19 protein-coding genes and 2 rRNA genes are annotated in these 22,642 nt (G+C 45.0%); 15 read left to right on the top strand and 6 right to left on the bottom strand.

The genetic code is table 11. The annotated features are described in order from the left end of the window. Positions 1-13: 13 nt before the first annotated feature. Both rrf (ABJF92_RS07405) and rrf (ABJF92_RS07400) read left to right on the top strand, forming a co-directional pair. Positions 14-128 (top strand): 5S ribosomal RNA (gene rrf, locus ABJF92_RS07405). 81 nt (positions 129-209) lie between these two features. After that, a 5S ribosomal RNA gene (gene rrf / locus ABJF92_RS07400) occupies positions 210-324 on the top strand. A 661-nt stretch (positions 325-985) separates the two neighbouring features. Here the strand turns inward: rrf (ABJF92_RS07400) and ABJF92_RS07395 are convergent. Then, entirely contained in the window at positions 986-2,515 is a 1,530-nt protein-coding gene (locus ABJF92_RS07395) for a hypothetical protein (RefSeq protein ID WP_446815159.1), read from the bottom strand. A 185-nt stretch (positions 2,516-2,700) separates the two neighbouring features. Between ABJF92_RS07395 and ABJF92_RS07390 the strand changes: the two genes are divergently transcribed. After that, positions 2,701-3,714: a phosphotransferase gene (locus ABJF92_RS07390; protein ID WP_446815158.1), complete on the top strand. Its 1,014-nt coding sequence runs from the start codon at positions 2,701-2,703 to the stop codon at positions 3,712-3,714. Here the strand turns inward: ABJF92_RS07390 and hrpB are convergent. Continuing rightward, positions 3,707-6,229 carry an ATP-dependent helicase HrpB gene (gene hrpB / locus ABJF92_RS07385; RefSeq protein WP_446815157.1) on the bottom strand — a complete coding sequence of 841 codons (2,523 nt, stop codon included), beginning with the start codon at positions 6,227-6,229 and terminating at the stop codon, positions 3,707-3,709. The two genes, ABJF92_RS07390 and hrpB, sit on opposite strands and share 8 nt — an antisense overlap. Before the next feature lie 47 nt (positions 6,230-6,276). Next, positions 6,277-6,570, bottom strand: a complete 294-nt coding sequence (locus tag ABJF92_RS07380; RefSeq protein WP_446815156.1) for a 2Fe-2S iron-sulfur cluster-binding protein — start codon at positions 6,568-6,570, stop codon at positions 6,277-6,279. A 136-nt stretch (positions 6,571-6,706) separates the two neighbouring features. Between ABJF92_RS07380 and ABJF92_RS07375 the strand changes: the two genes are divergently transcribed. Both ABJF92_RS07375 and ABJF92_RS07370 read left to right on the top strand, forming a co-directional pair. Continuing rightward, entirely contained in the window at positions 6,707-7,441 is a 735-nt protein-coding gene (locus ABJF92_RS07375; protein WP_446815155.1) for a response regulator, read from the top strand. Continuing rightward, positions 7,442-9,964, top strand: a complete 2,523-nt coding sequence (locus tag ABJF92_RS07370) for a PAS-domain containing protein (protein WP_446815154.1) — start codon at positions 7,442-7,444, stop codon at positions 9,962-9,964. 23 nt (positions 9,965-9,987) lie between these two features. Here ABJF92_RS07370 and ABJF92_RS07365 read toward each other — a convergent pair whose 3' ends face one another. Continuing rightward, a complete protein-coding gene (locus tag ABJF92_RS07365) occupies positions 9,988-10,113 on the bottom strand; it encodes a hypothetical protein (protein ID WP_446815153.1) in 126 nt (41 codons plus the stop codon). 1 nt (position 10,114) lies between these two features. On the opposite strand from ABJF92_RS07365, the gene ABJF92_RS07360 reads away from it, so the two are divergent. The 9 genes from ABJF92_RS07360 to ABJF92_RS07320 all read left to right on the top strand — a co-directional run bounded on the left by ABJF92_RS07360 (position 10,115) and on the right by ABJF92_RS07320 (position 18,233). After that, entirely contained in the window at positions 10,115-11,134 is a 1,020-nt protein-coding gene (locus ABJF92_RS07360; protein WP_446815152.1) for a substrate-binding domain-containing protein, read from the top strand. Between the two features lie 83 nt (positions 11,135-11,217). Beyond that, entirely contained in the window at positions 11,218-12,300 is a 1,083-nt protein-coding gene (locus ABJF92_RS07355) for an ABC transporter permease (RefSeq protein WP_446815151.1), read from the top strand. After that, positions 12,300-13,097 (top strand): ATP-binding cassette domain-containing protein, encoded by a 798-nt coding sequence (locus tag ABJF92_RS07350; RefSeq protein WP_446815150.1) that lies wholly within the window; start codon positions 12,300-12,302, stop codon positions 13,095-13,097. The genes ABJF92_RS07355 and ABJF92_RS07350 overlap by 1 nt, the downstream gene beginning before the upstream one ends. 102 nt (positions 13,098-13,199) lie before the next feature. Next, on the top strand, positions 13,200-14,150 hold the full coding sequence (locus ABJF92_RS07345; RefSeq protein WP_446815149.1) for an ABC transporter substrate-binding protein: 951 nt from the start codon (positions 13,200-13,202) through the stop codon (positions 14,148-14,150). A 71-nt stretch (positions 14,151-14,221) separates the two neighbouring features. After that, positions 14,222-15,109 (top strand): AEC family transporter, encoded by an 888-nt coding sequence (locus ABJF92_RS07340; protein WP_446815148.1) that lies wholly within the window; start codon positions 14,222-14,224, stop codon positions 15,107-15,109. A gap of 31 nt (positions 15,110-15,140) precedes the next feature. Continuing rightward, complete coding sequence (locus tag ABJF92_RS07335; protein WP_446815147.1) at positions 15,141-15,716, top strand: mechanosensitive ion channel domain-containing protein; 576 nt, start codon at positions 15,141-15,143, stop codon at positions 15,714-15,716. A gap of 104 nt (positions 15,717-15,820) precedes the next feature. Continuing rightward, positions 15,821-16,096, top strand: a complete 276-nt coding sequence (locus ABJF92_RS07330) for a hypothetical protein (RefSeq protein ID WP_445977715.1) — start codon at positions 15,821-15,823, stop codon at positions 16,094-16,096. Between the two features lie 101 nt (positions 16,097-16,197). Then, positions 16,198-17,040: an ion transporter gene (locus ABJF92_RS07325; protein ID WP_446815146.1), complete on the top strand. Its 843-nt coding sequence runs from the start codon at positions 16,198-16,200 to the stop codon at positions 17,038-17,040. A gap of 8 nt (positions 17,041-17,048) precedes the next feature. Then, a complete protein-coding gene (locus ABJF92_RS07320) occupies positions 17,049-18,233 on the top strand; it encodes a methyltransferase (protein WP_446815145.1) in 1,185 nt (394 codons plus the stop codon). A 224-nt stretch (positions 18,234-18,457) separates the two neighbouring features. Here the strand turns inward: ABJF92_RS07320 and cydB are convergent, their stop codons facing one another. Further along, the gene (gene cydB, locus ABJF92_RS07315) at positions 18,458-19,492 is read right to left on the bottom strand and encodes a cytochrome d ubiquinol oxidase subunit II (RefSeq protein ID WP_446815144.1); all 1,035 of its coding nucleotides are present in this window, start codon (positions 19,490-19,492) and stop codon (positions 18,458-18,460) included. Further along, positions 19,492-20,901 (bottom strand): cytochrome ubiquinol oxidase subunit I, encoded by a 1,410-nt coding sequence (locus tag ABJF92_RS07310; protein WP_446815143.1) that lies wholly within the window; start codon positions 20,899-20,901, stop codon positions 19,492-19,494. Before ABJF92_RS07310 ends, cydB begins: the two co-directional genes overlap by 1 nt. Positions 20,902-21,267: 366 nt before the next feature. Here ABJF92_RS07310 and ABJF92_RS07305 point away from each other — a divergent pair. Next, the coding region (locus ABJF92_RS07305; protein ID WP_446815142.1) for a histidine kinase N-terminal 7TM domain-containing protein at positions 21,268-22,642 on the top strand (1,375 nt) is incomplete at its 3' end.

Here is a 22,642-nt window from a genome sequence, read left to right as displayed (position 1 = left end):
CGCAACAGAATTGCTTGACGATCATAGAGGCGTTGAACCACCTGATCCCATCCCGAACTCAGAAGTGAAAAGCGCCATCGCCGATGGTAGTGTGGGGGATCCCATGTGAGAGTAGGTCGTCGTCAAGCTTTAAATTAAGAGCTTAGCTCCTTTTAAATCTATCTAATTAGGTTTGAGAGTCTGAATTAACCTTCGGGTTTAAAAGTTTTCTTGATTATCATAGAGGCGTTGAACCACCTGATCCCATCCCGAACTCAGAAGTGAAAAGCGCCATCGCCGATGGTAGTGTGGGGGATCCCATGTGAGAGTAGGTCGTTATCAAGATTTATATAAAGAGAAACCCGTTCTGCATACGCAGAGCGGGTTTTTTCGTTTCAGCTATGGCAAAAGTAGGTACCGCTTTAGCGGGACGCGGAAAACCTCTTGAAGATAAAGTTCGTCTTTCAGCGAGTTTTCGTTCTGAGTATTGATACAAAGCAGGTTGTGGTTATCCATTTACTTGCGCCTGCCTCGTACCTCGACGCGTCAGCGTAAGTGCAAACCCACAACCTTCCCTTAGTTCACACAACACATCCAATTAATCCTGATAACCAACCGTGGGTCACGCTTCAGCGTGATGCGGAAATCATATTGACGATAACGTAAGTTTTTCATTAGCCACGGTGACTGAAGATGTTTGGGGAAATCTTTTGATTGTATGATTGCCATCAATTCCGCCTTCGGCTAAAGCCGAACCTACAAGATCAGCTTCACAAATACTGATGATCAACCGTAGGCCCGCCTTCAAGCGACGCGGAAATCATGTTGACGATAACGTAAGTTTTTCATTAGCCGAGGTGACTGAAGATATTTGAGGAAATCTTTTGATTGTATGATTGCGCTTGATTGCCATCAATTCCGCCTTCGGCTAAAGCCGAAGGAACAGAAGATCAGGTGCCGCTGAAAGTGGTTCTATAGGAACCGCTTTCAGCGTAAAGGACATTTCTTATGCGACTGAATGAAGGGCTTCTTCTGTTTTTACTGCCTGCTGGCTTGGTGTTCCATCTGGGTTCTCATCTGTTCTTGCGTAGATACGCTGCATGTATATACCTGCAATGGCTAGGAACACACCTGTGACAGCACTAATGAAAGCTAAGGAAGAAAACCAGATTAATGCAACCAGTCCGACCATGGATTTTGGTACATCAATGGCCTGCTCTTTATCACTGAAGTATGCCGCTAGACGATAAATCTGGTTAGAGTTCACTAGACGGTTTATCTCGTGTTTTATTTGTATTTGCTGCTGATTGATACCATAGATTTCTTGGTCGATTATTTTTACTTCCTGTTGAATGATATCGTACTCAGACAAGAGGCTACTCTTTTCTTGAAGCGCTCTAGTAAGGGTTTGTGAGCGATTGACTTCGGCCTGTCGTGAAATGCGATCAAAGCCAGAACGAACACTTTCTTTTTTAGCCTCGTTATCTTGGGTCTCTTCAATGATTTGATTTTCTAGGTAATCAATCCGTTTTCGGCCAATATCAATTCTGTTCTGGTAGGTTCTGCCCATAACCTGCAGTTGACTTTGTAGCTGTTGCTCACTAGCGGTTTGTTTTGCAAGTGCCTCTTCACCACCTGTACGGTCTGTTACGGCATATAGGCGCTCTTCTTTTTCAGCAACTAGTTGACGATATTTTTTCTCAACTTGGCTTCGGGTAAAAAAGTTCGCATCTTCTATAGCTTGATCCATTTCCGCTTTAAGCTCATCCAACTCTATCTGAAGCTTTTCCTTGTCACTTTGAGAGTCCGAGACGTAATTATTTAATAAGCCCCTTAGGCGATTTTGTAGTTCATCTCTATCTCTGTCCCAGGCTTCATAAATACCACGCTCTTTCTCGTTTAATATCGCTATTTCATTCTGATATTGTTGGATTTTCTCGTTGTCGGAATCTAAACGGTTTAATTGCTGTGAAATATGGTCACGCTCTTTATCAAGAGTTTGATAATAAATACTGTTAGCCGTACTGGCATTGGCCTGATAGGTTTTGTCGACAACTTCTGGATCTATGACATTTATTTCGTCTTTGCGGTCATTGAGAACATCGATCTGATCTTGTAGTAATAAAGCTTCGTGCTTTTTCTCATCTATGGTGATATTTAATCCAGAGAAGTTTCGTTCAAAACCATTCAGCATTGTTTCAAAAGTGATGGAAGCAAGTAACAAGAGTCCTATGAAAAAGAGTAGGCGCCAAGTAAAGTGCTTTGCATACATCATGGCTGTAGCAACAGGAATCTTAGCTGCTTCGACAACAGCAACTAGAATAAAAGGTAAAGCGGAAACAAGGATACTGCTGTAATCACCAAAGTTCATTTCTCTTTCTGTTCTATTTAGCTCGGCATAGACAGAATACGAAACGATGATTGAAATTAGAAAACCAATTGAAACGGCAAGAATCTCAACAATCCATGCAAATTTAACGAGTCTTACACCTATATTGAAGAGTTTTTTGTTTGATAGCTGGTTGTTTGCTTCCATTCGAGAAATTAACCTTAGAGTGTGATAGTTACGGTAAATTAGATCATAAATCGACCTCTTTTACATAGTATAAATATAACGGTTTGTTATGAGCGATTTTCTTATTGTAACTAAATGTATCTATTTGATTTTCAATGGTAGTGTTAATCATTTTAAAGTGTAAATAGGAAGTTTTTAATATTTTGATGACACCTGAAATTTTTATTAAACGCCAATGTAATGCTCTGCAAGTGCAGCGTATTGAAGTGATTCAGTCGTTATGGAGTGGCTATGGTGAAATAGCACGTTATCGGATGAATACGTCTGCAGATCTTTCCTTGAGCACCCTAATTGTAAAACACTGTCGAATGCCATCAGTTATACAACATCCAAGAGGCTGGCAATCTGCCCATGCACATCAGCGTAAAGTCACGTCTTATAAAGTAGAACAATTTGGCTATCAACATTATTTAAGCCAACCGTGTAATCAGGCACGAATTGCTCGTTGTTATGGTGCGTTTACTGATCAAAAGAGTGCTGAACGTTTACTGCTTTTAGAAGATTTACGAGCTTCAGGTTTTGAAGAGGATTATGACGGGGAAAATCGTGACTACTTACTCGCTTGTATTGATTGGTTGGCGAACTTCCATGCCAGCTTTCTTTATGATTCACCCCCTTTGGGTTGGCCGCAAGGTTTATGGGAAAAAGGTACTTATTGGCATTTCGATACACGCCAAGAAGAATGGCAGGCTATGGCAGAAGGTGAGTTAAAAGATCAAGCGGCGGCTTTGTCCAGTGCTCTGGATAATGCTCGTTTTAAGTGCTTAGTACATGGTGATGCCAAAGTTGCCAATTTCTGTTTCTCTGTGGATGGCAAGCAGGTGGCTGCGGTGGACTTTCAATATCTTGGTGGTGGTGTTGGGGTTCAAGATCTTGTGTATCTACTCGGCAGTGCTCTATCAGAATCTTGCTTGCAACAAGAGCTCAGCTATTTGCAGGAGCATTATTTTCAAGAACTGGCCCGGGCCATTATGGCTAAGGGCGAAAACCAAGCATTTGCCCAGCAAGTGGTTGATGAATGGCAGTCGCTATTTATCACTGCTTGGGCAGATTTCCATCGCTTCATCATGGGCTGGAGCCCTGATCATGCTAAAAACACGCCGTTAAGCCGCCAGTTAACGGCGCAAGCCTTAGAAGAAATTAGAAATCAGGCTAAGTAGAACGAAGCGCTCTGTTTGTTTTAGCTGTGGCAAGTGCCGTTAGTGGGTCTTCTGGCCAAGGGTGTTTAGGATAGCGCCCCCGCATCTCTTTACGTACTTCTGGGTAAGCTTGTTGCCAGAAGAAAGCCAAATCTTGCGTTACCGCTAAGGGTCTTTGCCCGGGTGATAAAAGCTCAATACGAATGGCTTGTTGCAACACAGTTGGGCTGCTGGTAACACCAAACATTTCTTGTAGCTTAACCCGCAAAGTCGGCGGTGAAACGGTATAATCTAGACTATGTTGGTTACCCGATGCGGCACTGATTTTACTCGGTACTTGTTCTGATAAGTCTTGTTGTTCAGACCAGCTTAGCTGATTTAACAGTAGGCTTGTTAAAGGCAGTTTATCGATGGCTTGCTGATTGGTCACTTGGCCAAGATATGGCCCTAACCAATCTTCTAGGTTAGCCAATAAGGCTTGATCATTAAAGTCTGGCCATTCGTTCTTCATATCAAAGTTTCTTGCAAAGGCGACTCTGGCTTGTAACTGTCGGCTTTGTTCGTCCCACGGTAAAATATTTAAACCTTGTTGACGAATATATCTACAAACGGCTTGGCACACAGCCTCTTGGTTAGGTGCTTGTAAGGTTTTGGTGGCAATACATAACTTACCGACCCATTGCTGTTCTTCACAGATTAAGCGGCCATGTTTATTAGACCATGTAAGGTGCTGCTTGGTGTCGATCAAGTATTTGAAAGAGGTTTCGATAGAGGATAAATGAATGCTACTGGCCAAATAAATACGGTCCTCCTGTTGGCCATTATGACCACCCATGTCCAAAGCAATGAGCCATTCATTTTGCGCACAGGGGTCTTGAATATCGATAGAAGCCATACGCCCATTCGCTAACTTATATCGAGCTTTTTGATGGTCATGTTGAACCCTCTGGGCAATTCTATCGGCAAATGCGCTGATTAACAGACATTCCATAATGGGTGACAGAGAAGGTTTTATTTCAATTTGTATAGAATTAAGAGATTGGCAGCGCTGTTGCCACTGGCGCTGTGCCTGTTGGTAAACAACTCGAGGTCTTTTACTTTGCTGGTTGATGTTACCTGCTAACCAAGCAAGGCGATCGGCCAGATCTGTGTGGTGTTGTTTTAATGGGTCTCCTTCCGAAAAAATAGCGCATAGGGCACTTCCTGTGGCACTGTCATTTCGTTTCACGGCTTCAATCAATAATCGAGCTAAACGAGGCTCTATCGCCAGCGCGCTCATACTTTCCCCTACCGGGGTCAGCTCTAAATCAGATGCTGTATTCAGTGCATCGAGTTTGCCCAAAAAGTCGATGGCTTGTTGCCAATGCGCCAAAGGTGGTGGTGTTATCCAATCAAGTTCTAAACGCTCTCGCACCCCCCAACAAGCCACATCTAAAACTAGATTGCTAAGGTCGGTAATTTCAATCTGAGGCTTTGCTTGAGGCGCTAACTGATACTGCTGGTTCTCGCTCCACCAGCGGTAACATACCCCAGCTTGAGTACGGCCAGCGCGTCCCATGCGTTGAGTAGTTTCAGCTTGAGTCGCCCGACGAGTGTGAAGACGCGTGGTGGCGGTGTTCGCGTCGAACCTTGCCTCACGGCTTAGGCCGCTGTCGATGACAACCTGTATTCCTTCGATGGTTAAACTGGTTTGTGCAATGGCAGTGGCTAAGACAATTTTGCGCTGGGATGGCGGTGTGGGCTGAATAACCGCTTGTTGTTCTTTAAGGCTTAATTCGCCATATAAGGGTAAAATTTGGAGCTGAGGCTGATCGCCAAGACGTTGCTGAAGTTGGCTAGCAGCGTGACGAATTTCTTTTTGTCCGGGTAAAAATATTAATAAGCTACCTTCTTGTTCAACAAAGGCTTGGCAGGTTAAGCGCACCACTTCATCCGTTACTTCCGCCACTTTAAGTGCCTTATTGGCGTAAATCACGTCAATAGGAAAACTTCGTCCAGTGCTACTTAGGGTGGAGCAACCTAAGCGAGTTTCGAGCAACTCAGTATCGAGAGTCGCGGACATCACTAGCAGCTTAAGAGGGTCCTCATCACGGTACAGTTCTCTGGCTTGTAAACACAACGCAAAGGCAAGATCAGAATGCAAGTTGCGCTCATGAAACTCATCGAAAATGATCAATGCAACGTCTAGTAAGCTTGGGTCTGAATGTAACATGCGGGTAAGCACGCCCTCGGTGACTACCAGTACTTGTGTCTGCTTACTTTCCTTGCCTTCGTGCCGAATACGATAGCCAATGCGTTGCCCTAAAGGTTCGTTGAGACTATCCGCAAGACGCTGGGCAGCGGTCTTAGCCGCTAAGCGTCTTGGCTCCAACATGATGATCTTGCGGCCTTGTAGCCATTTTTCATTCATTAGCTCTAATGGCACAACAGTCGTCTTGCCAGCCCCCGGGGCGGCTTCTAAAATAGCTTGGTGTTGGTCTCTAAGCTGTTGCTGCAAAGCTGGGATTAAGGCTTGAATGGGGAAATCAGTTAACATAGTCGTGCTCAACGAAAGACAAAGGTCATGATACCGTTTTTCAACGCTTAACGCAGTGCCACTTTAGGTTTGCCAATATGAATATCAGATTCGCAGTGAGCTATACAGGGTAAGAAATATCCCGCTTGTAATTCCTTGGCATTGAGTCCCCTTGCTTGGCGTTCGCCATAACTAATTTGACCGGCTAATAGGGGAGTGACGCAAACTCCACATACGCCATTCGTGCAGGCCTGACGAATAGGAATGCCGTATTCAAGCAGTACTTCTAACACACTTTGCTCTGGTTTAACGGCTAAGTGAAAGGCTGCTTGGTTAATCGATAGGGTGATTTTTATTATCAAAGCAAATACTCTTAATTACTTAAGGGCTGTTAATCTTTCATTAACTTTAGCATGCTATAGCTAACCAAATGATCGTTTTTATGGGCCCAAAGAGACCCATTTCTAATAATAATGATAAATGGATCAAGAATAGACCATGTCAGAGCAACAAAAAAAAATCATATTAATCGTTGATGATGACCAAGATATCCGCCACCTACTCAGTGATGTTTTCCAGCAAAAGGGCTATATCGCGCTGACTGCAGAAAAGGGAGCTGAGATGTGGCAGCAGCTGGCGGACAGTAACGTTGACCTTGTCTTGATGGACTTATATTTGCAAGCCGAGGACGGACTACAACTCGCTAGAGAAGTGCGTGCTCGACACACCATGCCGATTATGATGTTAACCGGTAAAGGAGATGAGACAGATAGAATTCTTGGTTTGGAGCTTGCGGCGGATGATTACATGATGAAGCCGTTTAATTTACGTGAGCTTACTGCCAGAGTTCATGCACTCTTGCGAAGATTTGGAGCGCTCTCTCAAGCGCTTCCGAAAGTCATCAAAGAGAAGCATGAATGTTTAGGGTTTGGTCCGTGGCAATTAGATCTGACGGCTCGCCAGCTGCTTCATTCAGATGGCTCTGAAGTAGCATTAACCCTTGGCGAATTTTCGCTATTAGAGGTGCTGGCTCGTCACCCAGATCGTATCTTTTCGAGGGAACAGCTCATTGATCAAAGTCGGGGGTTAGAAACAGAAGTATTTGATCGTACTATTGATGTTTTGATATTACGCTTGCGTCGTAAAATTGAGCAAACACCTAAGACGCCACAATTTATCAAAACTCAGCGAGGCCTTGGCTACTTTTTTCAGGGGCCGGTACGGTCTAACTAGATGCGCTTTATTAGTATTCGCCAAAAAGCCTCGTTTGCCATTTTCGCTATTAGTTTTGTGGCCTTGTTCATGGTAGCGATTGGCTGGCAATCCATGCAGGTAAGTGAGTCATCACTATCGGAATTTGAAGCGGAAACATTACCCGAAATTAGCACCGCTTTAACCCTCGCTGAAGGCGTTGCTCAATTAGCCGCGATTGCGCCTTATACCGCCGGATCTGGTCGACCTTTTCAGTTGCAAACTGAGTCGGAGCGTATTCAATTGCGTATTGCTGAGCTACGAGGAGTTGCCGACAGTTTGAAAGATCAATCATTTCGCGGTGCCATAGAGGCGAGATTGGATGACTTGCAAAATACACTTGAGGAGTTAGTGAGTTTAGTACGTGAAGAGCTGTATTTAAGAGAAGACAGCCTCGCGCTACAGTTTCGAATTCGATCGCTCTCAATAGTAAACACAGAGACTAGATCATTAACGTCAAAGCAAGGACTGACTTGGTTGTTGCAGTTACTTGAAAACCCTACCTTAGTACCTGAAGATCTTTCTCAAGCCCTTTCCCTTAACGCTCATGGCGGAGAAGTCGCGCAAATTACGCAAGAGCTTTTAAAAGCGCATCAGCGTCTCGCACTGATTGAAAGTCGTAAAAATTATTTACTCATTGCTATTCGTGCTAAATCCGAGCAATTGACTAAACGGGTGAGTCACTTTGTGGGAGGTTTGCAGAAAAAGGTAAGCCGTCAACGTCAGGCTGTGTCTAGTTTTGTGTCCACAGGGCAGAACTGGATAATTGGTATATCGGTGTTTTTATTACTTGGTCTGACGCGCTTATATTGGTACAGCCAGCGCATGACTCGGGATTTACAATCCGTCACTCAGGATATGGAACAATTGTCTTTAGGCTTAGTGGATTCAAAAAGCTCGACCATACAGCGTAACGATGAAATAGGGACGTTGGCGAGCGCCTTTGAAGTCTTTCATAGTGATGCCCAAAGGCGGTTGGAAGTTACGGCACAGCTTTCAGAGCAAAAACATTTATTAGAAACCATCTTCGACAATATGAATGATGGCTTAAGTGTTTTCTCAGCCCAAGGCACCTTAGTCGCATGGAATTCAGGTTATCAGAGTTTGTTCGATCTGACCGATGACGACCTATATGTAGGCATGTCTCTTGACGAGGTACAGAGCCTCATTAATCGCGGTGAACACAAAAATGTAAACCTTGAGAACCAACAGGTTTATATGGAAGAAGTGAATGTGTTTCGACATGTCCGTTTCCAACGATTTGAGCGCCATTTTGAGTCTGGAAAAATTGTCGAGTTCCGCTCGAAACCTATGCCAGAAGGGGGTTTTGTTACTCTTTATACAGATTTGACTGAACGCAAAAGTGTCGAGAGTCAGCTAAGACAAGCGCAAAAAATGGAAATGCTGGGGCAATTAACCGGCGGAGTCGCCCATGACTTTAATAACTTATTAGCTGCCATCATGGGAAATTTGCAGATGTTGTCAGATTCCTATCCACAAACAGCAGATCAGACCCGTTATATTGAGCGAGCCTTAGCGGTGTCAGAGAAAAGTAGCAATTTGGTGCAACGGCTACTCGCATTTAGTCGTCGCCAACAATTGTTCCCTGTAGCGGTAGTGATTGATGATTTGATTGAAGGGATGCTTGACCTTGTTGAGTACAGCGTGGGTAGCCATATTCAGGTAAAGAGTGACCTTCAGTGTCATCAGTTAATGAGCCTGATAGATCCTTCTCAGCTTGAAAACGCCTTATTGAACCTATCCTTAAATGCTGCCAGTGCAATGGAAAAAGGTGGCTTACTGTCTTTTTCGACCAAGCTGAGCACTTTGCCTGAAAGCTCTCAGGCGGCCATTCGTATTCGTGTTGAAGATACCGGTGATGGTATTTCTGAGGATATTTTGGGGCGAATATTTGAGCCTTTCTTTACCACCAAGCCAATCGGTAAGGGGAGTGGTTTAGGATTGAGTATGATTTACGGATTTGTTAAGCAAAGTGGCGGAGAAATAAAGGTTACTTCTGAATATGGTCAATGGACCAGAGTGTGCTTATTCTTGCCTTTGTATAACAGAGAGTTACTGCCGCCAAATGAGCCCTCAGACGAGTTAACACCAACCATCACGGTGCCCGCACAAGGTATGGTGTGGTTGCTAGAAGACGATGAAGAAGTGCGTCGAGTAATGAGAGAGCAATTAGAAAAAATGGCGTTTTTAGTGCAAGAGTTTGATCGTGCTGAAAATGTATACAGTGCCTTAAAAAGTAATCTCCAGCCCGATTTAATCATCACTGATGTCAACCTTGCTGGCACCATGAATGGCGTAGAGCTTGCTCATATTATTGCGCGAGAAAGTGATGAAGAAATTGCTTATTCAGGTCCAGTATTACTTATGTCAGGCCTTCCAAAAGAAGAATTGAGGAAAAAATATCAACTTTCAGATGAAGATTTTTTTATCTCAAAACCTTTTACAATCAAGCAGTTGTATAGAATTTTAGACATTGTTGAATGAAATATTACAATTATTACTAAATTTTAAAAGGTAATGAAATTATCCATTAGTTTTTGTTTTGCATAGTGGTTGCCTAGCAGCAGGGAGCGTACAGCGTCCTGCTCAGACGGCTTTATCGCCAATAATAAAAACAACAATGGAGTTTTCATAATGAAATTCATGTACCGCAAAATCGCTTGTCTTGTTGCTGTCAGTGCATTGTCTAGTGTCGCTATAGCTGAAACCCCCATCATTGGACTTATCACGAAAACCAATACCAACCCATTCTTTGTAAAAATGAAAGAAGGAGCGCAGCAAAAAGCTGAGGAATTAGGGGTAGACCTACGTACTTTTGCTGGTCGCTACGATGGCGATAATGAAGCACAAGTCCAAGCGGTGGAAAACTTAATCGCTTCAGGTGCTAAAGGTATCCTGATCGCTCCGAGTGATCCGGCGGCGATTGTTCCAACCATCCAAAAAGCACGTGATGCAGGTTTATTAGTTATTGCTTTGGATACTCCATTAAGCCCGGTGAGTGCTGCTGACATGACATTTGCGACAGATAACTTCAAAGCAGGTGAAATGATTGGCCAATGGGCGAAAGCCAAGCTAGGTGATAAAGCCAAAGAGGCTAAAATTGCCTTATTAGATTTAAATACCAGCCAAATTACCGTTGATGTTGCACGTAACCAAGGTTTCTTAAAAGGTTTCGGAGTCGACATTAAAAACCCTCAACAAATGGCCGATGAAAGCGATTCACGTATTGTCGGTAATGATGTCACGCAAGGCTCTGAAGAGGGTGGCCGTCGAGCTATGGAAAACCTATTACAAAAAGACCCTAGCTTAAATCTGGTTTACACCATTAACGAACCTGCGGCGGCAGGGGCTTATGAAGCCCTGAAATCCTTTGGTTTGGAAAAGGATGTCACAATCGTATCTGTCGATGGTGGTTGCCCAGGCGTACGTAATATCCAAGACGGTGTGATCGGCGCTACTTCTATGCAATTTCCTCTCAAAATGGCCTCTGAAGGTGTGACTGCGATTGTCGAATTTGCGAAATCAGGTTTACGTCCTTCTGCCTCAAATGGTCTGGATTTCTACGATACTGGTGTGCAGTTAATCACTGATCAACCCGTGTCAGGTATCCAATCAATCGGCTCGAAACCTGGCCTGAGTATGTGCTGGGGTTAAGTCTTCCTCTTGGGCCGAAGGCGCCCTTGTTTGCCGCTAACATCGTAGGACGTTAGCGGCCCTTTTTCTGCCTGGAGTAACCTATGAGTTCCACTGATCAAAAACCTTCCACCGCTGTATTGGATCATGACAAAGTCGCGGATCAAGCGCAGACATATGAAGCCAAGTTTGAAAGCCAAGTTACGCCACTACAGCGGTTTCAAAAATTTCTACATAAGTACCCTGTCGCCGCCCCAAGTATCGTGTTGCTGCTTGCCGTGCTGGCTTTCAGTATTATCGTGGGCGACCGTTTTTTACACCCGTTTAACCTTTCATTAGTACTTCAGCAGGTCACTATCATTGGCGTGATCGGCATCGCGCAGACTCTTATTATACTGACAGCAGGCATTGATTTGTCGGTTGGTGCCATCATGGTACTGGTGTCTGTTGTCATGGGCCGTATGGCTGTCGATTATGGTTTCGAAGCTTGGCTAGCGTTATTAATCGGGATCGCCGCTGGTGCTGTGGCCGGTTTCATTAATGGCCAATTAATTACCCGTATGAAGCTTCCGCCGTTTATTGCGACCTTAGGCTCATGGAACGTCTTCTTTGCACTTAACCTATGGTATTCAAAAAGTGAAACCATACGCTCACAAGACATCAGTGCCATGGCCCCGCTTTTACAGTGGTTAGGTGAAACCATTAACGTGTTTGGGGCGCGTTTAACCTATGGCTCAATTTTAATGCTCGGTTTGTTCTTCATCATTTGGTATGCCTTAAATTGGACCGCTTGGGGGCGTCATGTATACGCCACTGGAGATGATCCTGCTGCCGCTAAATTAGCGGGTATTCGAACGGACCGTGTTTTGCTATCTGTTTATGTGCTGGCGGGTGTCGTGTGTGCCATTGGTGCTTGGGTATTGATTGGTCGCATTGGATCGGTGAGCCCGCAAGCGGGTTATACCACGAACTTGGACAGTATTACGGCTGTGGTGATTGGTGGTTGTAGCTTATTTGGTGGTCGCGGTTCTATATACGGTACTCTGATCGGCGCCTTAGTTGTTGGGGTGTTCCGCAATGGCCTAGCGCTCGCCGGTGTCGATGTACTTTGGCAAGAGTTTACCGTAGGTATTTTGATTATCGTCGCCGTTGGTGTCGATCAATGGATTAGAAGAGGAACAGCATAATGAGCGCACGTTATGACCAAACACCCGTAATACAAACCAAACAATTAGTGAAACGTTATGGTAGCGTAACCGCCATTGACCATGCAGATTTTGAGTTGTATCCAGGCGAAATTCTTGCTGTTATAGGGGATAACGGCGCTGGTAAATCTTCTTTAATCAAAGCCCTTTCAGGTGCCTTAATACCCGATAGCGGTGAGGTTCTATTAGACGGAAAGCCAGTACATTTTTCTTCCCCAATGGAAGCGAGAGAGCTAGGGATTGAAACGGTTTATCAAAACTTAGCGATTTCTCCAGCATTAAACATATCAGATAACTTATTTTTGGGGCGTGAAATTCGTAAGCCTGGCATTCTGGGTTCACTTTTCCGTATGCTGGATAAAAAAGCGATGGAACAAAGGGCGCGCGACAAAATGTCTGAACTTGGTTTGATGACCATTCAAAATATTAGCCAGGCAGTGGAATCACTATCTGGTGGTCAGCGACAAGGGGTCGCGGTGGCGCGCTCAGCATTGTTCGGCAGTAAAGTCGTGATTATGGATGAACCAACGGCGGCTTTAGGGGTAAAAGAGTCTCGTCGAGTACTGAATCTAATTAAAGAAGTACGTGATCGAGGCTTGCCAATCATTCTCATTAGTCACAATATGCCTCATGTATTTGAAGTAGCAGACCGCATTCATATTCACCGTTTAGGCAAGCGGGCGGCGGTGGTCACACCGGAATCACATTCAATGTCTGATGCCGTAGCGATAATGACTGGCGCAATGGATGTCTCAGATGAGCCCACGCAAGCGGCATAATGTCGAGCGTCACACGAGCCGATTGGCGGATGTAGCGCTCCTTATGTCATGTATGTTTTTGATTCTAAGTTCGGAATAACCGTGTCAGACAAGAAGGTGACAATGAGTAGTAAACTAGGCGGGTTCATATCACCCAAAAAGCATCCTCTGAAGAAATTTTCTCTTCTGGCGGTGATGGTTTTCTCATTGTCGCCTTTGATATCAAAATCCTCTGAGCCTGAACCGCTTCGCTCAATAGGGATAAGTGTTGCAGATTTAGGCAACCCTTATTTTGTGCAATTGGTCGAGTCTGCTACCGCAAAGGCACAAGCACTTTCCCAACACCCGGTTAAAATGATTATTCGCTCCGATGCCTACGATTTGGAGCGACAAATCACCCAGCTTAATGAATTTATTGAGCAGGATGTGGACCTCATTGTATTGACGGCAGCAGATGAATATAAAGTTGCTCCGGTGGTTGCTAGGGCGCAACGAGCAGGAATCAAAGTTATCGCCGTGGACGTGAATGCTCAAGGGGCAGACGCCACAGTGACCACTGACAATGTGCAAGCAGGTGTTGTCGCTTGTGAAAAGCTAGCCAAAAAAATCCATTACCGAGGCAACGTCGTCATTATCAATGGCGTATCGGTGTCGTCGGTTATCGAAAGAGTGGCTGGGTGTAAGTCAGCTCTAAATAAATATCCTAAGATCACCTTACTTAGTGATCGTATGAATGGCACAGGCAGTGTCGAGGGCGGCATGGAAGCAATGACCTATTTAATGGAAGAATACGCTCATATTGATGCTGTATTCACCATTAATGATCCTACCGCTTTAGGGGCTTTACGTGCGGCAAAGCAAGCTCAGCGTAGCGAATTTGTACTTGCTTCAGTGGATGGGTCCCCCATTGCTAAAAAGACCATCAAAGAAAATAATCCATGGGTCGCAACGGCAGTGCAACGCCCAGCTTTACTAGCAGAAACCGCTATAGAAATTGGCGTGAAGCTGCTGAAAGGTGAAGAAGTGCCCCAACGTTTTATTCTTATCCCTTCTGTACTCGTTGAAAAAGACTAGTCTTCGTCGTTTAATGTAGGCCTTTATAAATTAGGGCCATAATTAGACAGCCCTAGATGTTGGGGATATGAATGGACTCTGCGAGTTTGCTGATACAAATTTTTAATACTGTTTTCCCTCTTGCCTGTATAGTACTGATTGCCTTTTTGTACGCTCGCGTCAGGCCTACAGATATGACGGTCGCTAATAGGCTAAATATTAGTGTTTTTGTACCGGCATTAGTCTTTTCTGTCATGGCTTCTAAAGAGTTTCACATTAGTCAGTATGTTGATCTTATTTTAGCCACAACGGTTATTGTGATTGGTTCTGGACTGTTAGTATGGCCCCTGTGTCGATGGTTAAAGGTATCGGTTAAAACTCTTGTGCCCCCCATGATGTTTAACAACAGTGGTAATCTGGGAATACCATTAATTCTGCTCGCCTTTGGAGAGTCCGCTCTGCCCATTGCTCTGGTGTTATTTTTGACCGAAAACTTGCTGCATTTCACGGTCGGCATGTACCTAATGAACCCCAAAACAAATTTTCTTAATGTACTCAAAATGCCCATGGTCTTGGCCACTATTCTGGGGTTAGTATGGAGTCTTCAGGGCTGGACACTCGCCCCTGCTGTGGAAGTGTCGGTCAGCATGATGGGACAAATTGCCATACCTCTAATGTTATTTGCGTTAGGTGTCCGCATGACCAATGTGGACTTTAGTCAATGGAAGCTTGGGGTGATCAGCGGCTTAATTTGCCCACTAAGCGGCTTGATTGTGGCTCTTATCTGGATTTGGTTAGTGGATGTGCCCAGCGAGTACGTTGGCTATTTGTTATTGTTTGCGTGCTTACCTCCAGCAGTGCTTAATTACATGGTCGCAGAAATGTATCAACAAGAACCGCATAAAGTGGCTTCGATTGTGTTAATTGGCAACCTTATGAGTATTGCAATAGTGCCATGTGTTCTTTTTTATGTACTTTGATCTGTACCAATAAATTTAGAAAGGCGAACGAATGATTAAATTTGGTTTAGTGGTATTACTGATCGTGGGATATGTCGTTATCTCTCGTATTATTAAGTCCAACATCACAACCTTAGGTTTGAAAAAGTCAGCAAAAGATGTGCGAGTAAGTTACGTCTCCAAAATGCTGAACCTTGGTCTGACTGGCACATTCATCTTGTTGATTTGTCTTGTAATGGGCGTCGGCTATGGTGAATTAGCCATCTTCTTCTCGTCTGTGTTTGCCGTCGTAGGTGTAGCGTTGTTCGCCCAGTGGTCAATTTTAAGTAATATTACCGCCAGCTTGATTATCTTTTTCAGTTTTCCTTACCGTGTTGGTGACTGGGTAAAAGTTGTCGACAAAGATGACGAAATTCTTGGCCAGATCATAGATATTTCTACCTTTCATGTCATTATTCAGCGCATATCTGGGGATATTGTGACTTACCCAAACAACTTGATTTTGCAAAAAGCCGTTGTGCGTTTTGACAATAAAGAGAAAGCACAACTGATGAGTCAGTTTGCTAAAGAGCAGCTAGCAAAAATATCTGTGGTTGAAGAGAAAAGTGCGGAAGAAGTGAAGAATTAGCGACTGCTGGTAATAGTGCTGCTCAAAAAACAAACAAGATTTTCGAATTTTTTTTCTTTGTGTCATACTAAAACGCTCTCGTCCTTCCGAATAGAGAGCGTTTTATGAAATCTGATCCAAACGACTTATTAAAGAAAAACGATGAGCTCATTCATTCGGATGCGCTTAAAGTGAAATCCCACGTTCAAAGGTCCCAAGAAGACTGGATTCTCCACACGCTAATGATAGAAGGCTACGATGTGCCTTTTCGTTTCAAACGCCAGGGGAAGTATCGCACCCTGCGCGGAGCTAGAGTCAATCTTACCTACTATGCCACTCAAGAGATGGTGGCGGGAATCCCAGTGGAAATCATGAAAGTTGTGCGGGTGAAGCGTACTTGACTTAGAAACCTCATAATCTACCAGATTGTTACTTTTCTTATGGCTAAGATGTACTTAATATGGCGGTCTGATCTTTCATCTGACTATTAGGTATGAGGTAAATGGAAAAAAGTCACACGGGTTATTTGTTTAGCTTAATGAAGCAAGTGGAACGCAGTGTTTGGTTTCAAGGTTTTATTATCAGCATTATTGTCATCGCCGCGCTGACGGTTGGGGCAAAAACCTATCCTTTACCTGATGGCGTTGAACTTGCCATCAATTACCTAGACAACTTCATTACAGTATTTTTCTTAGTTGAAATCAGTCTGCGCTTTCTCGCCTGTGACGACAAGCTAAGATTTTTTAAAGACCCTTGGAACATCTTCGACACCATTATTGTGGTTGGCAGCTTAATGCCGTTATCCGAAACGGAAATGATTTTGGTGGCGCGTTTACTACGAGTGTTCCGTGTCTTGCGTCTGGTCTCCATCATCCCTGACCTACGCTTCTTGATCAATGCCTTGCTAAAAGCCATTCCTAAAATGGGCTACATAGCCCTATTGATGTTTATTATTTTTTATATCTTTGCGGCAGTGGGCTCAATTTTCTTCGAGCGCGTGAATGAAACCCTATGGGGAGATATAGCGGTTTCCATGCTAACCCTATTTCGGGTGGCCACATTCGAAGATTGGACGGACGTAATGTATGAAACGATGGAGGTCTACCCATTAAGCTGGATCTTCTACATTATCTTTATTTTCTTAACCGCCTTTGTCTTTTTGAACATGATGGTGGGCGTGGTGTTAGATGTGATGACCCAAGAAACCGCCGCCAAAGAACACGATGCTCAAGAGAACAATCATCAAGCACTCGTGGCTCAGATCGGTGAGTTGCAGAGCCAAATAGCACGACTGGCCGAACAGATAGACGCTCAATCGGGTCATGATAAAGAACAGCCTAAATAACCCAACTAATGTCCAGTTTTAATGAAGACTTTATAGCCCTCGATGCTTGCTTGAGCGAGCATCGAGCCTTATGGCAGTTCGATTCCTTTGCCAGCCTAACGAGCCCTTGGCAGGCTCAATATCCGCAATTGAGCCAGTATCTTGATAGCCTTAACTTGAGTGAGCTTGAAGATCAATGTGGCCTGAATATCCTTGGTGAATTTTTGCCGAGCTTATCTGCTTTGCAGGCTTGGCAAGGCCCTCAACCACTTAGTGAAGTGGCGACTTATAGGCCCCCACCAAGTTATCTCGCAGCGGGTATTAAAGGGCGTAAATGGCAACAGATTGAGGCTTTTGTGGCACGGACTCCCAAAGCGCAAAACTATGTTGAGTGGTGTGCCGGTAAAGGGCATTTGGGGAAGCTTTTGTCCTATCAAACAGGGCAGGATGTTGTCAGTTTAGAGTGGCAAAAGGCTCTTTGTGAGGACGGCCAGCAACAAGCCGCCAAGCTGAAACTCTCTCAAACTTTTCAGCACGCCGATGTGTTAAAACAACAGGGAGTGTCTGCTCTTGCCAGTACGAATTGTGCGGTGGCCTTGCATGCCTGTGGGGATTTACACCGCACCTTACTCACCCAAGCCGCGTCGGCCAAAGTGCCTAACTTATGCTTGTCTCCTTGTTGCTATCAGCTAACCAAAGATGATACTTACCAGCCTTTATCTGCCACCGTGGCACAGCATTCACAACTCAGCGTACGTAAAGCTGACTTAAAATTAGCGGTGAAAGAAGTCGTGACTGCCGGCGCGAGAGAAAAGCGCCTCAAGAAGCAAGAACTCACCTACCGATTGGGTTTTGATGTTTGGCAACGACAAGCTCGAGGCATAGACGAATATCTGCCATTACCCTCAATTCAAAAAGCCTTACTCAAGCAGGGTTTCACAGGTTTCTGCCAATGGGCGGCTGAATGCAAAGGCTTAAGCCAATATGTGAACACCCTAGGTTTTGTCCAATTTGAACAAGTCGCTGAGCAACGTTACCAAGTGGTTCAAAAGATCGAAGCCATTAGCCAATTGTTCCGTCCTGCCCTTGAACACTGGCTGGTATTAGACCGAGCCCTTTATTTACAAGAGCAAGGCTATCAAGTCGAGATAGGCGGCTTTTGTGACAAAGTCATTACCCCGCGAAACTGGTTGATTAGAGCGAAACGGGCATAGAGTTAAGAGCAATTGGCTTATTTGCTATAAATAGCCAATGCCCTTATTGAGCGCTAAAGCTGATGAATAGCCGTTAGGGCAGAACCTTGAAACCAAGTTTAAGCAGATAGGACATGCCAACTAAGCTGACAAAACCGAGCAGATATAAGAGCACAAACCATTGCCATGACTTTAGCGACTGGCATTTAGCCCGCCATGTTTGGCGACGAAAGATAGGTAACATGCTAATACCCCTCTTGATAATCTTCGACCTTACCTGCGAACACGCGATAGCCCCATAGGGTATAAGCGCAGATCAGCGGCACAAAGATACAGATGCCGGGCAGTAAAAATAACAGGCTAGAGTCTGGGGAAGCAGCTTGCCAAAAGGTAAGTTGGCGAGGTACTAAGTAGGGAAATAGCCCCACCACTAGACCCGCGAAACCGGTTAGAAACAACAGGCTTGCACACCAGAAAGGGCGCTTTTCATGGCGACTCATCCTGACTTGTGTTGTCGTGTCACTAAAGTTTCCTAGGTCTTTGAAGATAGTGTAGCCAGCCCATAAGCTCAGCAGCGGCAAAGGTGCGAGGACAAAGAAGTTCATGCCGCTAAACCAACGTTCCCGAATTTCTGGTTGGCTAGTAAGGGTCCATAAACTCACCGCCAACATGGCTAACAGCAACAACATCAATAAGTTAATCCCTAATTTGGCCGCGTGACGTTGAATTCGGCCACGGCTTTTCATTACCAAATAGCAAGCCGCCAATAGGGCATAACCTGCCATCACAGAAAAGCCTGTCAAAATAGAGAAGGGGGTGAGCCAATGCAAACTTGATAAGTGATTAAACTCGCCGCCCGTGGCGGGTATGCCTTGCACTATGGCACCAAGCAGTAGACCTTGGCAAAACGCAGCAATGGCTGAGCCAGCACTAAAGGCCAGATCCCAATAGGGGCGCGAAGTATCTGACTTAAAGCGATATTCAAAGGCCACCCCACGGAATATTAGCGCAAACAACATCAGCATAATCGGCAAATAGAAAATAGACGTTATGTCTCCATAAGCCGCTGGAAAGGCAGCGAATAGGATCACTCCGCCAAACACCAACCAAGTTTCGTTACCATCCCATACATGTGAAATAGAACGCATTAGATGGTCTCGCTCGCCTGCTTGATGGAACCAAGGGTAGAGAATGCCGATACCCAGGTCAAAGCCATCCAGTAAGACGTACATGAAAATGGCGAAGCCAAGCACGAGAAAATAAAATAGTGGCAGATCCATTAGTTTGCTCCTTGATCTTTATGATTCAGATTCTTAACCCAAGCCAAGGCATAACCGGGTGCTTTCATACCGATTAACTGCTGCTCCAATGTGGCCATACTCGGCGGTCCTTTTTTAATAAGTTTGCGCATAAAGTACAAATAGACCCCGAGCAGTAAGGTGTAAATAATGACAAACATTACCAAGGTGAAGAGCACTCGTTCTGCGGGTAAAGGCGATACTATATCGGCTGTGCGCACTAGGTTATAAACTATCCACGGCTGACGCCCCACTTCCACCACGTACCAACCCGCCAGCACGGCAATCACCCCCATGGGGGTAAACAGAGTCACTAGACCAAGAAAGGCTTTGTTTTTAAAGAGTCTATCTTTACGGCGTAGTATCAGCGCCAAGATGGCGATGCCTAACATGCCAAACCCTATGCCCACCATGACGCGAAATGACCAAAACACGAGTGGTACATTAGGTCTGTCCTCGGCGTGTACAGATTTCAACCCCTGTACGGCACCATCCCAAGTGTGAGTGAGGATCATGCTACCCAAATTAGGGATGCCGACTTCTAAGTCATTACTTTCTGTTGCCATATTCGGCATTGCAAACAACAACAGTGGTACGTTCTCTTCTTCAGCAGGCCAGATGCCCTCCATAGCGGCGAGTTTTACTGGTTGGTGTTCACGCACATTAAGGCCGTGCATGTCCCCCACCCAAGCCTGTAGAGGAGTGAGTACTAAGGCAAACCACATACACATGGACAGACCTTTCTTGGCGAAGGCGGTGTGCTGTTTTTTCAACAAGTAGTAAGCGCTAATACCAGCAACGACAAAGGTTGCGGTGATCAGCGATGCCATCACCATATGAGTTAAGCGATAGGGCATAGAGGGGTTAAAGATCACTTCAAACCAACTGGTCACCTCAAAACGTCCATCGACGATTTCATAGCCAGTGGGGGTTTGCATCCAAGAGTTAGCAACTATTATCCAGAACGCCGAAAACCATGTGCCTGTCATCACTACTAGAGTAGAGAAAAAGTGCAGCTTACGACCAACCCTTTGCCAGCCAAATAACATGACACCCAAGAAACCCGCTTCCATAAAGAAAGCCGTGAGTACTTCATAGGCCATTAGCGGGCCAAGCACAGCACCGGTCATTTCGGAAAATTTTGAGAAGTTGGTACCAAATTCATAAGACAGCACAATGCCAGACACCACCCCCATACCAAAGGTGATCGCAAAGGGCTTAATCCAGAATTTCGCTAACTGTAAATAATAAGGGTTGTGGGTTTTTAGCCACATGCCCTCCCAAATAGCGATCAGCGTGGCAAGGCCAATGGTGATGCTAGGAAAAATAATATGGAAGCTCACCGTAAAAGCGAATTGCAATCGCGACAAAAGAGCAACATCAAGATCCATGATTTTAACCTGTTAATAAAGTGATCGTGTTAAAAAATAGCGTGTATAAAACGGTTGTTCTAGGAGCGCTTAGTACGTGTTCTTAAGTAGGCTTGGCGCCATATCAGGGGCAATAATGCCAAACTGATGATGCTAAAAAGCGCGATGATCTCTGTCATAAGAAAGGGGATATTCATGGGGTGGCTCCTATTAATTCGCTAAAGCTTGAGATAGATCAAAAAATATAAATAGGTAAGAGCAAGGGCTAAGCCAAGTTTTAGTTTTCTGTAAGTTGTTGAAATTATTTAGTATTTATATTTGATCTTGTTTGTCGTGTAAAATAGGTTTACGATTTTTGTTTTTATCATGTAAACAAGGTTTACACTCATGGCGATTCCCTTAATCTTTGAAGTGTCCATGCTGATCTCCAGTGTCTGTGGCTTTCTTGTAGCTGTTTGGCTCTTGTGGCGGGCACGAAAACAAGCGGATTTACAGGCTCTGGCGGGCTTTGCCATCATGATGGCGATCTGGTGTTTTGGTCACGTGGCCCTTTATCAAGGCATGGAAACATTAGGGATCTTCATGGTTTTGGCGAACCCATTAATGCCGACTTTTTTCCTGCATTTTGCCATCCGTTTTGTCTACGCTGGACAGGTAAAAAGCCCATGGTTAAAAGGCTTAGGGCAGTATTTGTGGTTGGTTTATCTGACCAGCGTCTTGGTGGTGCTGCACAGCTGGTGGGTGCAAGGGGGCAGCACGGTGAACACCCACGACACACGGGCATTTTTTGTTTTTACCAATGCTGGCATTTTTAATTTAGCCTACACAGTGTTGGTGGGGGTGCTTGCTCATGGGGTGCTGTTGTATGGCTGGTTGCGCCACCAAGGTAACAAAAAACGCTCCATTCTCGCCATGTTTGGGGTGGGGGCTTGGGGGCTGCTCCTAGCCACCAGCTTTGTGTTTCCATCCTTCGGTATAAGCTGGTTTCCTTATCCAATGCTATTGCTGCCCAGTTACTTGTTGTTGTTAGTATACGGCGTGGTGCGCTATCAAATTTTGTCTGTAAACGCCTTTGCCAATCGCGCCTTGCTCTGGCTGGCAATGATGCTGGTCATGCTGTGTCTGATTGCTGTGATCAGTGTGGTGTCTGCTCGTTTAGGTTTGCAAGCCTTGGCCAATGTGCCCAGCTGGCAGCTCTGGTTTTATTCTCTGCTCATGCTGGTGGTGGCCTCCTTGATCCATCGGCCATTAACACGAATTATCTCCCGTGTAATTTATCCCGGCGCAACGCTAAGTGAAGAGCTTCTAGAAGCTTGGTCGAGCCAACTAAAAGCCGCCCATGACTGGCCGAGCCTTAATCAAATAGGTGAGCGCTTACTATCAGAACAAGTGTTGCGCAAAGTGACCATTCAGATTCACGGTACAGAAGCGGCAGAGGCGTTAGTGCAAACGTCTTGGTCTCCGTCTGCCGAAACGACTGACGTGACAGCCTTTAGCCCCTTAACTTTGGAAGTGTCATTAACCGAACAAGGCTGGCAATTCAGCTTACATGGTTGGGAAGATGCCAGCCCAGGTATGCGTTTAACCGCTGAGGTATTTGGCTCGTTATTTTCCACCAGCTGTAGTTTGCTAGAGCGCTCCTTAGCCCTTGCTGCCGCAGAGCGCAAACGCCTAGATGAGCAACACCTAGTAGAACTCGGTCGCCTGTCGGCGGCCATGGCTCATGAGTTGAGAAACCCATTAAACATTATTGCCATGGCGG

This window comes from Marinomonas sp., assembly GCF_039940335.1.
In the GTDB taxonomy this organism is placed as follows: Bacteria; Pseudomonadota; Gammaproteobacteria; order Pseudomonadales; family Marinomonadaceae; genus Marinomonas.
This window is presented reverse-complemented; position numbering and strand designations above follow the sequence as displayed.